This is a genomic window from Myxococcus sp. CA056 (genome assembly GCF_013336715.1).
Taxonomy (GTDB): domain Bacteria; phylum Myxococcota; class Myxococcia; order Myxococcales; family Myxococcaceae; genus Myxococcus; species Myxococcus llanfairpwllgwyngyllgogerychwyrndrobwllllantysiliogogogochensis.
The window spans coordinates 810,043-823,822 of record NZ_JABUMT010000003.1 but is presented as its reverse complement, the minus strand read 5'-3'; the positions used below and the strand labels follow the sequence as shown (position 1 = coordinate 823,822).

Sequence of the window (13,780 nt, the reverse complement as noted above, 5' to 3'; positions counted from 1 at the left end):
TGGCGCCGCCTCAGCCCCGGCGCCAACCCCTTGGATCTCCTTGAAGCCCCGGTAACGCGAGGTGTCACCCCGGACCTGAACGGAACGTTCAAACTCTGGGAATAATTTGACACGTCCTTGACGCCTCCCTATTGTCCGGCGCGATCAGTCCTGGATGGTTAAAGCCTTGTCTTTTCGGGCACATACGGGACGGGGGCTCAGCGGACCCAGGAGGCGGCGGTCGGCGTGAGACGGGATTCCGATGCCGCCACGCAAGGAAGGACCGCGGGCCACGGGGGCTGCGCGGGAGGGGCTGAGCGTCACTGATGACCACCGTCGAGATCATCTTCCTGGGCGTCTATTTCAGCGTCCTGTGCGTGCTGGCGGTTTACGGCTCGCACCGGTACCGAATGGCGTTCCTGTATTACCGGCACAAGTTCAAGCTGCCGACGCCCAAGAGCCCTTTGAAGGAGCTTCCACGCGTCACCATCCAACTCCCCATCTTCAACGAGATGTATGTGGTGGAGCGTCTGGTGGAGTCGGTGTGCCGCATCGACTACCCCCGCGAGCTCCTGGAAATCCAGGTTCTCGACGACTCAACGGATGAGACGTGTGGCATCGCCCGGGCGTGCGTGGAGCGGCACCGGCAGAAGGGCCACGACATCGTCTACATCCACCGCGTCAACCGCGAGGGATTCAAGGCGGGTGCGCTGGAGCACGGGCTGAAGTCGGCGCGGGGCGAGTTCGTCGCCGTGTTCGACGCGGACTTCGTGCCGAGCCCTGACTTCCTGTTGCGCACGGTGCCGTTCTTCTCCGACGCGAAGGTGGGCATGGTGCAGGTGCGCTGGGGGCACCTCAACCGTGAGTTCTCCATTCTCACGCAGGCCCAGAGCATCTTCCTGGACGGCCACTTCATCATCGAGCACACGGCGCGCAACCGCTCCGGCTGCTTCTTCAACTTCAACGGCACCGCCGGCATCTGGCGTCGCGGCACCATCGCGGACGCGGGTGGCTGGCAGCACGACACGCTGACCGAGGACCTGGACCTGAGCTACCGCGCTCAGCTCAAGGGCTGGCAGTTCGTGTTCCTCCCGGAGGTCATCTCCCCGGCCGAAGTCCCGGTGGACATGAACGCCTTCAAGAGCCAGCAGCACCGCTGGGCCAAGGGCTCCATCCAGACGGCGAAGAAGCTGCTCCCCACCATCCTCAAGAGCGACCTGCCGCTGGCGGTGAAGCGCGAGGCGTTCTTCCACCTCACCAACAACATGGCTTATCTGTTGATGGTGCTGCTGTCGGTGCTGATGCCCATCAGCATGGTGGTGCGCTTCCAGCACGGCCTCTACGGCACGCTGTTCCTGGACCTGCCCTTCTTCATCTCCGCGACGGCGAGCGTGTGCTTCTTCTACGTCGCCGCGCAGCGGGAGCGGGGCGTGACGGGCTGGGAGCGGGTGAAGTACCTGCCGTTCCTGATGAGCCTGGGCATCGGCCTGGCCATCAACAACGCCAAGGCCGTGGCGGAGGCGCTGCTCAACCAGCAGTCGGGCTTCGCCCGCACGCCGAAGACGGGCGCCGAGGGCAAGAAGGTCATCGCGGTGAAGAAGGCGTACCGCGGCAGCAAGACGCTGATGCCGGTGGTGGAGCTGCTGTTCGCGGCGTACTTCACCGGGGCGCTGTGGTTCGCCATCGACGCGCGCATCTACACGTCGCTGCCCTTCATCATCCTGTTCCAGGCGGGCTTCCTCTACGTGGGCATCTCCAGCCTGCTGCAGGGGCTCGCCGGCCGCGTGAAGCTCAGCGACGCCAGCCCCGCGGTGAATCCCGCCGAGGAGCAGGCCCGCCGCGCCGCCTGAAGGTGACCCACGCCGCGCCCCTTCGCATCGGGGCGCGGTGGCTTGTGTTCCTAGAGGCCCGCGTCCGGCGGGTCTCGCAGCAGCACCTGCTGCAGCCTCACTGGAGGCGGACCGGAGCGGGAAGGCCGGCACCCTTCGTCGATGGACGTGCTGGCCACCGCGCGCAGCGTGAGGCCCGCGTCGTCACACGCCACCAGCTCCGTGGGGAACGCGACAGGGCAGGGTGCTCCCGAGCCGGTGAAGCCCGTGGCGCGCGTCTCGCCCACGAAACCTCCGGGTGTGCGCTCGAGGATGATGGACGCGGTGCTCGAGTCGGGTGACTCCGTGCCCGCGTCGCCGTCCGCGCGGGCTCGCACCACGGCCAGTGACAGCGTCCCGCCATCATCTTCGCCGTGGTAGCGGAAGGCCGGATTCTCGGCGTGGCGGTACTCGCCTGCCTGGCTGCTCTCGCACCCCGCGGGGACGCGCACAGGGGGCGGAGGTGGGGGCCGTGTCTCCACGGTGGGAGGAGCCTTGGCGGGACACGCCGTGAGACAGAGGACACTGAAGCCGAGGGCCAATGAGGGCAGGGCGCGGTGCATGGGGCGCGGATATTGGCTGAATGGACGGTTGGGAGGGACTTCGTTTGATTCCCCTTGGACGACTCTCTAACCTTCGGTCCGTCATGAGCATTCGACGCCTCGTCCTCTTTTCGCTGGTGGCCGCCCTGGTGGCCCCGTCTTCCGCGCTCGCGCAGGCCGATGACCTCCTGGCCCCCCTCACGCCGTCGAAGTCGTCGAAGGCGAAGGCGGGCAAGACGAAGGTGGTGAAGAAGAAGAAGGCGGAGAAGGTGACGAAGAAGCCCGCGCGCACCAAGGCTCCGGCCACCGCGAAGGGCAGCAAGAAGAAGAACCTGCCGCCTCCCGACGAAGGCCTGCTGGCGCCGCTGGCCCCGGTGAAGACGGAGCTGGCGGTGTTCATCGGCGGCACCGTCCGGGGTGCGCGGCTGACGCTGGATGGTCGCGACGTGGGGGTGCTCACGCCGGCTCCCACGCAACTGACGGTGACGCCGGGCGAGCACACGCTGGTGGTCCGCAAGCCGGGCTACGCGGAATACACGCGGCGGCTGGACGTGAAGGAGGGCACGCAGACGGAGGTCAAGGTGGCGCTGGAGGCCACCATGGGCTTCGCGCGAGCGCTCGCGGACGTGGCCGGCACCGTGGTGCTGGTGGACGACGTCGAGGTGGGCACGGTGCCGCTGAGCGACATCCTCCTCAAGCCCGGCTCGCGCGAAATCGAGTTCCGCGCCGAGGGCTACAAGTCCCACGTCCACAACATCAACGTGCTGGCCGGGACGAACTACGAGCTGACCGGGCGGATGCGCCCGGCGGTGGACACGGGTCTGGCGAGCAACACGGCGCGTGCCGGGGACTCTCCGCGCACCCCGCCGGTGCTGGACCCCTCGACGTCGATGCCGGACGAGCCGAACCCGGCCCTGTCGTTCGACAACGACTCGCCGGACGTGGAGGTGGAGAGCTCCAGCAAGCCCTGGTACGGGCGTTGGTACGTCTGGGCGGGAGTGGGCGCGGTGGTCGCGGCGGGCACGGTGGGCGCGGTGATGGCCACGCGGGACCCCACCCTCAAGCTGCAGGACGAGAAGACGCTGTGCCCCGAGGGCTGCGTCTTCTTGAAGGGCGGAGCCCCACGCTCAGGTGGTGCCAGTGCGGGTCCCTTCAAGACGCCCGCGGTCGGCGGGCTGCGCTTCTAGGCTTCGGTGCTCCAGGCCGCGCCCGCGCTGCTTCGGCGGGCGCGGCCTGTCGGGCCTCATTCGCCGCGCAAGTCATCCTCGACGGCGCGCTGCTCCGGGGCGGTGAGCACCAGGTAGACGTCCGACACGCGGCCCACGCCCCATGAGTCCAGGACGGTGACGCGGACCTTGAAGGGCGAGGACTCCGGCAGCAGCTCGGTGACGTCAATCTCGCCGGGCTCGAAGCTGAAGGCGCGGCGGCCCACGTTGTCGACCTGCTCGTTGCCCATGTGGACGCTCTCGGTGAAGCCCACGACGGCGCGCCGCACCACCTTCTTGCCCTGGCCGTCGAGCACTTCCAGCAGCAGGAAGTTGTCCACGCTGAAGCCGAGCGTGCCCTTGGCGTCGCCGTAGAGGCGGGCCCGCTGGCCATCCCTGCGCAGCACCGCGCTCTCTCCGAAGGTGACGACGCGAGGCGTGCGCTCGCCTTCGTCCGTGTCGACCTCCACGTCATCGCGCACCTTGTCGAAGGACTCCGTCTCCTGGGGAGGCGTGTCGGCCACGAGGCGGACGGCGCGGGGGGCCAGGGAAACAGAGGGGGTGGGGGCGGCCGCGGGGACGTTCCGCGCACACGCCATCCACCCGAGGGCAGCGGCCAGGAGAAGCGTTCGAGAGTGCATGCCCACGAAGGCTAGACGAGCCGTGGTGCCCCGGGTCAATTAGCATGCGCGCATGCGGACGCTCCTGCCTGGCCTGCTGTCGTGGTGCATGCTCCTCGGGCAGCCCGCTCGAGGAGAAGAGGTCTCCCCGGAGGTGCAGCTGAGCCTCCAGCACCTCAAGCCCGCCGAGCGGGAGCGCGCGGCGAAGGCGCTGGGGCCGCTGGATGAACTGCCGCGCTACCGGGTGCAGTTGGAGGTGGACCCCGTTTCGCGCGAGGCGAAGGGTCGGGTGCAGGTGGAGGTGATGGCCCGCGACAAGCCGCTGACGGAGCTGTACCTGCGGGTGACACCCAACGCGCAGGGGGGCAAGCGGGTGGTGCTGTCCGATGCGCGGCTGGGGCGCCAGCCCATCGTCCTGGAGCAGCCGGAGCCCACGCTGTACCGCTATCGACTGGTGGACCCGGTGCCTCCGGGCGCGGCGGCGGTGCTGGACGTGGCCGTCCGGGCCGTCGCCCCGAAGGGGGAGAAGCCCGCGGCGACGCTCCTCGGGGGTGGAGGGCAGGGGCCGAAGGGCGACCACGGGGCCTTTTCTGTCACGGCGGACTTCATGAGCCTGGTCGGCGTCGTGCCCCAGGTTCCGCCGCTGGACGACAAGGGCCAGCCCTGGGCGGGGCCGCAGGGCATCGGAGACCTGGCGTTGTATGCGCCGGCGCATGTGCTGGCCTCCATCACCGTGCCGTCGGGCTGGTCCGTGCATGCCACGGGCGTGGCGATGGGTGAGGTGCCCGAGCGCGACGGCCGCGTGCGCTTCGCCTTCGCCGCGGGCGCGGTGCGCGACTTCCCCATCCTCGTGTCCAAGGGCTACGAGGTGTCCACGGCCACGGTGAACGGCGTCACGGTGGAGAGCCACTACGCGGTGAAGGACAAGGAGGTGGGCGAGCGCGTGCTGAAGTACGCCTCGTCGGCGCTGGCGGAGTTCGAGAAGCGCCTGGGGCCGCTGCCGTACACGCACTTCCGGGTGGTGGAGGCGCCGCTGTCCGGTGGGGCGGGAGGCATGGAGTTCCCCGGCCTCATCACCGTGTCGAGCATGCTGTATCGCGGCGTGGTGGACCCGTTCGAACTGGTGGCCGGTCAGGTGGACGTGGAGCAGTTGAAGGAAGTGCTGGCGATGCTGGGCCCCGCGGGCTCCGCGCCCCTGACACAACTGAGTGGCTCGCTGGAGCGCACGCTGGAGTTCACCGTCGCGCACGAGGTGGCGCACCAGTACTTCGCGGGCCTCGTGGGTTCGGACCCCATCCACGCCCCCGTGGTGGACGAGTCGCTGGCCCAGTACGCCGCGCTCCTCTACATCGAGTGGAAGCACGGCAAGGCGGCGGCGGAGGCGCTCCGGCGCGAGCTGCTGGTGTCGCCGTACCACATGTATCGGCTGGCGGGCGGCGAGGACGCGCGAGCGGACCGGCCCACGAGCGCGTTCGACAACGAGACGGAGTACGGGGCGCTGGTGTACGGCAAGGCGCCGCTGCTGCACCACGCGTCACGCAAGCTGGTGGGCGACACCGCGTTCTTCCAGGGCCTGCGTTCCTACGTGGACACGTACCGCTTCAAGTGGACGTGCAAGGAGTGCTTCACCAAGGAGTTGGCCAAGGCGAGCCCTGGGAACGCGAAGGCCCTGGAGCGGCTGCGCGTGCGCTGGTGGAACGAGGCCCGTGGCGATGATGACCTGGGCCTGCCCAACCTGGACGCGGTGATGGGCACGCTGGGCGCCGGAAGCGGGTTGGATGTGGACAACCTGGACCCGCAGACGAAGGAGTTGCTCGAGTCGATTCTGCCCTCGCTGCTGGGGCAGTAAGGGCAGGGCGTCAGTCGAAGAGCGCCTGAACGAACTCGCGCGGCTCGAAGCGGCGCAGGTCCGCGATTTTCTCGCCCACGCCGACCCATACGACGGGCAGCTTCAGCTCGTCGCAGATGCCGATGATGACGCCGCCCTTGGCGGTGCCGTCCAGCTTCGTCAGCGCGATGGCGGTGATGCCCACGGCCTCGTGGAACTGCTTGGCCTGCTGAATGGCGTTCTGCCCGTTGGTGGAGTCCAGCACGAGCAGCACCTCGTGCGGCGTGCCGGGCATGGCCTTGTCCATGACGCGCTTGACCTTCTTCAGCTCCTCCATCAGCGGCGCCTTGGTGTGCAGCCGGCCCGCCGTGTCGGCGATGACGACGTCGGCGCCCTCGGCCTGGGCCTTCTTGATGGCGTCGAAGATGACGGAGCCCGGGTCGCCACCCTCGGTGCCCTTCACCAGCTGCGCCTTCGCGCGCTCGGCCCACACGTCGAGCTGCTCGGTGGCGGCGGCGCGGAACGTGTCGCCCGCGGCCAGGATGACCTTCTTGCCCTCGCCCGTGAGCTTCGCGGCGAGCTTGCCGATGGTCGTCGTCTTCCCCGCGCCGTTGACGCCCACCACCATGACGACGTGCGGCGGACCGCCGCCTTCCAGCGAGCGCGGCACGGGCAGGTCGACGATGCGGGCGACCTCCGTGCGGATGAGGTCCTTGATGCGATGGGAGTCACTCAGCTCGCTGCGCTTGAGCTTCTCGCGCGCCACCTCCACCAGCTCGCTGGCCGTGCGCACGCCGATGTCCGCCGTGAAGAGGATTTCCTCCAGCTCCACCAGCACGGACTCGTCCACCTGCCGCTGCTGGCCGAACAGGCCGTTGAGGCGGGCCATGAAGCCCTGGCTCCGCGTCTTGTCCAGGCCCTGGGCCAGCGTACGGCCGGCCTCGGCGTCCACCTTGGCGCGGGCGGCGGCCTCCTCGGCGCGACGGGCCTCCTCGACGACGGCGGCTTCCCGGGCGCGCTCGTCCTCCACGAGCCGCTGGGCCTCGGCCTGCTCGCGCTTGCGCCGCTCCCGGGCCTCTTCATCAGCGGCCTTCTTCGCGCGGTACTCGGCGCGCTTCTCCTCCTCCTCGCGCTCCTTGAGGACCCGGGCCTGCTCCTCCAGCCGGGCTCGCTCGCCCGAGTCGGTGGTGGTCCTGGCGGCGAGGGCGGCCTCCTCTCGCTGACGGGCCAGCTCCTGGGCGCGGGCGTGGGCCTCGTCCACCTCGCGAAGCCGGGCTGCCTCCTTCTCGGAGGGGGGCAGCTCCACGCGCAGCTCGGGCCGCTCCGCGGGCAGCGCGGGCCTCTGCTCCGGGACGGGGACGCCGGGCTTCCTGCCGGGCTCGGGGGCGCGCTTGCGGAAGAAGAGCTTCTTGGCCGCCAGAATCATCAGCAGGGCGAAGAGGGCGGCTCCGCCAATGCCCACCGCGTCGCCCGCGGTGAGGCCATCCGACGGAGGGGTTCCCGTCCCCGGCTGGGTCGTCTCCCCGCCCGGAGTGGGGGCGGGGGAGGGGGAGGGCGGCACCTGAGCGGTCAGGGCGTCGAGGGCATTGGGGGTCTTCATGTGCGCCGCTCCGCATACACCAACACGCCGGTGGATGCAGCGCCCGTGGCCGAGTAGAACCGACGTGCCATGCGCCTCAAGCTCCCCACCGTCATGCTTTCGTCGGTCCTCCTGCTGGGAAGTGCCTGCATCGTCGAGGCCCCGGGTGGTGCGAGCCCCGAGCAGCGGCGAGCCGCCACCGTCACCCAGGTACCAGCCCTGTCCGTGCGCAATGGCGCAAACCTGGGCGGCAAGGTGGAGCTGGTCGCCGCCACCGTGCAACCCGGGCGGCTGACGCCCGGGGAGCGGGCCCAGGTCACCGTCTACTTCAAGGTGCTCGAGGCCCTGGACGCCGACTACCTCATCTTCGTCCACGTCGAGGACGCCGGCGGGCGCATGGAGCGGATGAACCTGGACCACATGCCGGCCAACGGCATGTTGCCCACGTCACAGTGGAAGCCGGGCGAGACGGTGAAGGACGAGTTCTCCATCTACCTCCCCGCCGACGCCAACCCGAAGGCCCTCAACATCTGGCTGGGCCTGTGGGACCCGAAGACGGATGCCCGCCTGCCGCTGACGAACCGGGACGCGGTGCGAAACGACGGAAGGGACCGCATCCTCATCGCCCAGGTCCCCGTGGCCCACTGAAAGACGCGTCGCGTCGTGCTTCACCTCGCCGGTGGCGAGGACCCGGTGGTGGTCGCGAAGAGGTTGAGGTCGAGCACCTCCGAGAGGTGCCGGATGGCCCGCTGGCCCCTCACGCTGTTGCCGAAACGGTCCAGCGGAGGGCTGAACGCGGCGATGGCGAGCCTGCCCGGAACGACGGCGAGGATTCCGCCGCCCACGCCGCTCTTGGCGGGCAGCCCGACCTCGTATTGCCACGTGCCCGTGTTGTCGTAGAGGCCGCTCATGGTCATCTCGGCGAGAATCCGGGGCACGTGCTCCGCCTTGACGGCGCGTTGCCGGGTGAGGGGGTTGATGCCCCCCGCGGCGAGGGTGGCCCCCATCACCGCCAGGTCATGGGTGGTCAGGCCGACCGAGCACTGGCGCGTGTAGACGTCCGTCGCCTCCATGGGGTCGCTGTAGAGGGTGTGGCTGCTGTCGAGCAGCCACGCGAGGGCGCGGTTGTGCTGATTGGTCGCGCTCTCCGAGCGGTAGACCTCGTCCATGACCTCGAGCTTGCGGCCCGCGAAGGCGCACAGGGTCTCGTGAATCTTCTCCCAGCGGCGCGCCGCCGAGTCCGCGGGAATCAGGCTGACGGTGGCGATGGCCCCCGCGTTGACGAAGGGGTTGAGCGGCTTGCCGTCATGCACCACGAGCGCGTGGACGGAGGCGAAGGACTCGCCGGTGGGGTTGTCGCCCACCTTCTTCCGGAGGACTTCCGAGCCCACCTCGTCGAGCACCCGCGCGAGGGTGAAGACCTTGGAGATGGACTCGATGGCGAACTCGGAGCGGGTGTCCCCGGCCTCCGTCGCCTGTCCGTCCGCGGTGATGACGACCAGCCCGAAACGCTCGGGTTGGACGCGCGCGAGCACCGGGATGTAGCTGGCGTTCTGTCCTTCCTTCAGGTCCACGTATCGCTGGTGCGCTTCAGTGGTCGCCGCGCGGATGGTGGCGGGTGTCGTCGGTGTGCCCATCGGGTTGCCTCCTGTCGTGGGGAGTCGTGGGAGGCCAGGCCTCCTCTTCGTCTTGCGTCGGAGCCGCGCCGGGGTGGCCCGAGGCGCCGGGCTTCTCCCAGTTGAAGGGGGCCAGGTCGCGCGCCCCCGCCGCCGAGCGCCAGCTGGCCTTGCGCCGCGCATAGAGGATGAGGGGGATGGCCACGAAGAGGACGTTGCCGCCGATGAGGATGAGCACGTACGTCATCGGGCTGCCGACCTTGATTTGCGACGGCGGGATGAAGCTGAGCACGAACGCGACGAGCGCTCCGATGAGGCCCGCTCCGCCGATGATCCACATGCCCACTTCTCCACCTGGGACGCGGTACGCGCGCTTCGTGTGCGGCTCGCTGTAGCGCAGGTAGATGGCGGCCGAGAACATCAGCATGTACATGATGAGGTAGAGCGTCGACGTGAGCTGGCTGAGGATTTGATACGCCGCCTGCACCGACGGAAGGATGACGAACATCAACGACAGGAAGGTGACCACCAGCCCCTGGACGATGAGGATGTGGCTGGGCGCGCCGTGTCTGTTCATTCGCTGGAAGAACGGCGGCAGATAGCCCGCTCGGCCCACGACTCCCAGCGCCGCCGAGGGGCCGGAGACCCACACCGTGACACTGCCCAGCACGCCCAGGAAGAGGGCCGCTGCTATCACCGGTGACAGCCAGGCCATTCCAAACGCCTTGAAGAAGTCGCGGTACGAGACGAGCAGGCTCTGGGTCAGGTTGATCTGCGTCTTGGGGATGATGAAGCTGATGGCCAGGGTGCCGAGCACGAAGAGCACCACCGTCGTCACTGACGCGATGAGGATGGCGAGCGGATAGGTGCGCGAGGGGTTCTTGGCATCCACGACGTGGATGGCGTTCATCTCCATGCCCGCGTAGAACAGGAAGATGGATGCGGCGAGCACCAGGTTTCCGAACTGGCTGAAGTCGGGAATCACCTTGTCCCAGCCGAGCTGAATCTGGAGCGGTCGTCCCGAGGCCATGTACACGAGGCCGAACGCGATGAGCAGCAAGGCGGGGATGATGGTGCCGATGAGGCCCGCCCACTTGGAGATTTTCGAGGACGTCTTGAGCCCGCGCAGCGAGACGAAGGTCGCCGCCCAGTACAGGCCCAGCACGATGAGAATCGTGTAGAACTTGTTGCTGGAGAGCGACTTGTCCCACGTCTGGTTGGGGCCGACGAACGCCAGCGCCACCGCGCCGTAGGTGAGCACCGTCGGAAACCAGATGGTGGACTCCATCCAGACCAGGAAGATGGCGAGGAAGCCCCACCGGGGACCAAAGGCCTCGCCGACCCAGCGAAACACACCGCCCTTCTCGGGCCAGCCCGTGGCCAGCTCCGCCGCCACCAGCGACACCGGGATGAGGAAGAACACCGCGGCGAAGGTGTAATAGAAGAGGGACGTCAGCCCGTATTCGGCTTCCGCGGGCAGGCCTCGCAGGCTGACGACGGCCGTGACGTTCATGATGGCCAGGGTGAGCACGCCCAGCTTGGGCGCCGCACTGGCGGCAATGGGTTTTCTGGTCGTCCCCGACTCCATGGAGTCTTCCCTCGGTCCTGGTTCGTGTGGTGTTTCAGTAGCGGTACTGGAGGGTGAGCTGTCCGCGGACGGCCTGTCCGGACTGGCTGTCGATGGCGCGGTTGTAGCCCCACAGCCCCTCGACGCCGACGAGGACGCCCTTCATGGGTTTGGCCACCAGGTTCAGGGACGCGTATTGCGAGCGGCGGAAGCTCTTCGCATCGAGCGAGGCCTCGAAGTCGCGATCCCAGAGCTTGAGCCACCCATAGGTCGCGGTGGAGCTGAGCTTGGGTGTCCATGCGTAGATGAAGCCCGCGTAGGCTCCGAGCAGGGGCACGGCCTTGAGTGCGCCGCGCGTGTTCAGCGCGGCGTCGTACTGCGCGCCGCCCGTGTCGTTGAGGTACGCGCCAATGCCTTGTCCCCCCGCGACGCCGATGAGCAGCGTGTGCTTGTGGGAGAAGTGGTGAGCGCCGGTGAGATTGCCGCCGATGCCCAGCACCGTCTTGCTGTCCTTGCTGTCCTTGGACTGGATGCCCACCGCTCGCACCAGCCCCGCGAGCTGCAGGTGGCCCCAGGCTCCCTCGGTGCGCCAGGCGAGGACTCCGTCGGGGAGCATGTCGCGCGCATCTCCCGCGGACGTGGGCACGTTGGAGCCGGGCTGCTCCAGGGCGACGTGGAGGAACATCCGCCGCTGCTTGTCGTGGGACAGGGTGTGGCTGTAGCGGGCCACGGCATGTTTGGAGAAGACGAGCGCGTTGGGGCCCTCGAAATCGAGGGTGCTCGGATAGGCATCGACGTCCGCGAAGGTCGAATCGGTGAAGCCCGCCAGCACGCCGCCCAGCTGCGCGTAGACGTAGTTCGGGTGGAAGCCGAAGGTGGGCTGAGCCTGGGCGAAGCTCGTGGTGAAGAGCAGCCGCATCGGACCGAGTTCCGTCCTGCCGCGCATCTCCAGCGAGATGTCGGACGGGTTGGCGGTGGCTGTCGTGTGGGTGCCCGGAGAGTGGAAGAAGGGTTGTCCGCGCACGGGGATGGCGGACGTGGTGAACCAGGTGGGCGTGCCCAGGACCTTGGAGCTGACGGTGAACGCGGTGGTGGCGCCGATGCCGAGCTTCAGGAAGACCTTCGTGCTCGGAATCCGGAAGTAACCGGGCAGTGTCGTGTCGAAGACCGCGTGGTCGGGCCGTGGAGCGAAGGCCTGGGTGTTGGAGGGGAGCTTCAGGTCGAGAAAGGGCAGCTCCGGGAGCGCCAGCTCCTCACCGGGAGACAGGGCAGCGGAGGACGTGTCTGTCTTCGCGTCCTGGCTCGTGGAGGAGGACTCCTGGGCCTGGGCGTCCCAGGCGAGGGTGCTCAGTGACGCCATCAGCGCGATGGCGACGCCGCGACCAGGGAACTGCTGTGAAGGGACTGAAGAGGTCATCGGGTCCGTTGCCGCCACGGCGAAGTGGCTGAAAACGTAGGGACCCGCTGGTGCCAGTCATCCCAGCTAGGGAGTCTTGCTCGATGTTGGAAAGCGGGCCGCCCTCTTCCCCGCGCGGAAGTCGCGCGTGCGGGCCTGTCAGCGCGCGCGGGAGTGCGGCAGGCCGTGGTGATGCGATTGGATGAGCCACTGGACGAGCGCGCTGCCCGCGACGGCGACCACGGTGAGGACGAGCGAGAGCGGCTGGGTCTTCGCGGAGCTGACGAGGAAGGTGATGAGGACGACTCCCATCAGTGTCGCGCCCACGCCAATGACGGCGCGCGAGGCTCCCGTCTGGCGCGCGAGCTTCCAGCACGCGACGTGGACCGCCATGTAACAGATGAGGAAGGTCGCGCTGGCGACATTGGCGATGGCGCCCAGGCTCATGGTGTTGACCATCACCAGGATGGCGACCACGCCCCACATGAAGCCCTTCGTGCTCTTGCCCTTGAGGGGCGTGCTGAAGGCTTGGGGGAGTTGGCCGGCGCGAGCCTGCGCGGACGACACGTTGAGGGCGGCGAAGAGCGTGGCGTTGATGGCCGACGCGGTGGCGAGCAAGGCCCCGAGCGCGACGATGGTGAACCCCGCGGAGCCGAGCACGGGCCGCGCCGCCTGGGCCACGGCGGTGTCCGCGTCACGGGCGAGCTCCGCGGGGGGCACCAGGGAGAGGACTGTCACGGAGAGCCCCACGTACAGCACCGTCACCACGCCGATGGCCAGGAAGATGGCCTGGGGAATGGTCTTCTTGGGATTGGCCACATCCGACGCGGCGTTGGCCATCATTCCGAAGCCCGAATACGCGAAGAAGCACAGCCCCACGCTCGAGATGAGGGCGGTGAGCCCCAGGTGGGGGTGCGAGTTCAGGTGCTGCGTTCCGCCCTGGGTCATGGAGTAGATGCCCACGGCGAGCAGGCCGCCCAGGATGACGAGCTTGATGGACACGAGGGCGACCTCCGCCTTGCCCACCGCACCCGAGCCGACGGCATTCAGGACCGACAGCAGGATGACGATGGCCGAGCCGAAGATGCTGAACCAGAGGTGTCCTCCGCTCGGGAGGAAGAGGCGGGTGGCGTAGGCTCCGAATGTCTTGGCCACCATGGCGATGCTGATGGCCAGGGTGACGAGGTAGATGAGCGAGAGCGTCCCGGAGACGAGCCCTCGTCCGAAGCCTTCCTCGAAGAAGAGGGTGATGCCGCCGGAGCTGGGGTAGCGCGAGCTGAGCCTGGCGTAGGAGTAACCGGACAAGAGGGTGACGACTCCCGCGAGCGCGAACGCGAGCCAGGTCTTCGGGCCGACGAGCAGCGCGGCCTGTCCCAGCAGCGCGAAGATGCCGGCTCCCACCATGGAGCCGATTCCGAGCGCGCTGACCGCCCAGAGGCTCATCGCCGCCCGCCGCGCGGGCGGGCCCTTCGTTGGTTGCTCCGCCATGGGCGCCCTCGAGGCAGGCGTTCCACCTGGCTCCGCTCGGGCCCCCGCGGTCTGCCTGGGGAGAGCTCGAGGTGGAGTCTCGTGGGAACGTC

General features: G+C 68.6%; 11 protein-coding genes. 4 read left to right on the top strand and 7 right to left on the bottom strand.

Annotated elements, in window-relative coordinates:
* Positions 1–305: 305 nt before the first annotated feature.
* Positions 306–1,829: a cellulose synthase family protein gene (locus HUA76_RS17890; protein WP_141649246.1), complete on the top strand. Its 1,524-nt coding sequence runs from the start codon at positions 306–308 to the stop codon at positions 1,827–1,829.
* Positions 1,830–1,879: 50 nt separating this feature from the next.
* Here the strand turns inward: HUA76_RS17890 and HUA76_RS17885 are convergent, their stop codons facing one another.
* Positions 1,880–2,410 (bottom strand): hypothetical protein, encoded by a 531-nt coding sequence (locus HUA76_RS17885; protein WP_174461551.1) that lies wholly within the window; start codon positions 2,408–2,410, stop codon positions 1,880–1,882.
* Positions 2,411–2,493: 83 nt separating this feature from the next.
* On the opposite strand from HUA76_RS17885, the gene HUA76_RS17880 reads away from it, so the two are divergent.
* Entirely contained in the window at positions 2,494–3,576 is a 1,083-nt protein-coding gene (locus HUA76_RS17880) for a PEGA domain-containing protein (protein WP_174461550.1), read from the top strand.
* A 56-nt stretch (positions 3,577–3,632) separates the two neighbouring features.
* Here the strand turns inward: HUA76_RS17880 and HUA76_RS17875 are convergent, their stop codons facing one another.
* Positions 3,633–4,235 (bottom strand): hypothetical protein, encoded by a 603-nt coding sequence (locus HUA76_RS17875; protein WP_174453047.1) that lies wholly within the window; start codon positions 4,233–4,235, stop codon positions 3,633–3,635.
* Positions 4,236–4,287: 52 nt separating this feature from the next.
* Here HUA76_RS17875 and HUA76_RS17870 point away from each other — a divergent pair, with 52 nt between their 5' ends.
* Positions 4,288–6,063, top strand: coding sequence for a M1 family aminopeptidase (locus HUA76_RS17870; protein ID WP_141649163.1), 1,776 nt, complete (start codon positions 4,288–4,290; stop codon positions 6,061–6,063).
* A 10-nt stretch (positions 6,064–6,073) separates the two neighbouring features.
* Here the strand turns inward: HUA76_RS17870 and ftsY are convergent, their stop codons facing one another.
* Positions 6,074–7,642, bottom strand: coding sequence for a signal recognition particle-docking protein FtsY (ftsY, locus tag HUA76_RS17865; protein ID WP_174461549.1), 1,569 nt, complete (start codon positions 7,640–7,642; stop codon positions 6,074–6,076).
* Between the two features lie 69 nt (positions 7,643–7,711).
* Between ftsY and HUA76_RS17860 the strand changes: the two genes are divergently transcribed.
* Positions 7,712–8,269 (top strand): hypothetical protein, encoded by a 558-nt coding sequence (locus HUA76_RS17860; RefSeq protein ID WP_141649162.1) that lies wholly within the window; start codon positions 7,712–7,714, stop codon positions 8,267–8,269.
* Between the two features lie 20 nt (positions 8,270–8,289).
* On the opposite strand, the gene glsA is transcribed toward HUA76_RS17860, so the two are convergent.
* The 4 genes from glsA to HUA76_RS17840 all read right to left on the bottom strand — a co-directional run bounded on the left by glsA (position 8,290) and on the right by HUA76_RS17840 (position 13,688).
* On the bottom strand, positions 8,290–9,258 hold the full coding sequence (gene glsA, locus HUA76_RS17855; protein ID WP_174461548.1) for a glutaminase A: 969 nt from the start codon (positions 9,256–9,258) through the stop codon (positions 8,290–8,292).
* Positions 9,212–10,825 carry a putative glutamine/gamma-aminobutyrate antiporter GadC gene (gadC, locus tag HUA76_RS17850; protein ID WP_174461547.1) on the bottom strand — a complete coding sequence of 538 codons (1,614 nt, stop codon included), beginning with the start codon at positions 10,823–10,825 and terminating at the stop codon, positions 9,212–9,214. The genes glsA and gadC overlap by 47 nt, the downstream gene beginning before the upstream one ends.
* A 34-nt stretch (positions 10,826–10,859) precedes the next feature.
* Positions 10,860–12,221: a DcaP family trimeric outer membrane transporter gene (locus HUA76_RS17845; RefSeq protein ID WP_174461546.1), complete on the bottom strand. Its 1,362-nt coding sequence runs from the start codon at positions 12,219–12,221 to the stop codon at positions 10,860–10,862.
* Positions 12,222–12,359: 138 nt separating this feature from the next.
* Positions 12,360–13,688, bottom strand: coding sequence for an APC family permease (locus tag HUA76_RS17840; protein ID WP_174461545.1), 1,329 nt, complete (start codon positions 13,686–13,688; stop codon positions 12,360–12,362).
* Between the last annotated feature and the right edge of the window lie 92 nt (positions 13,689–13,780).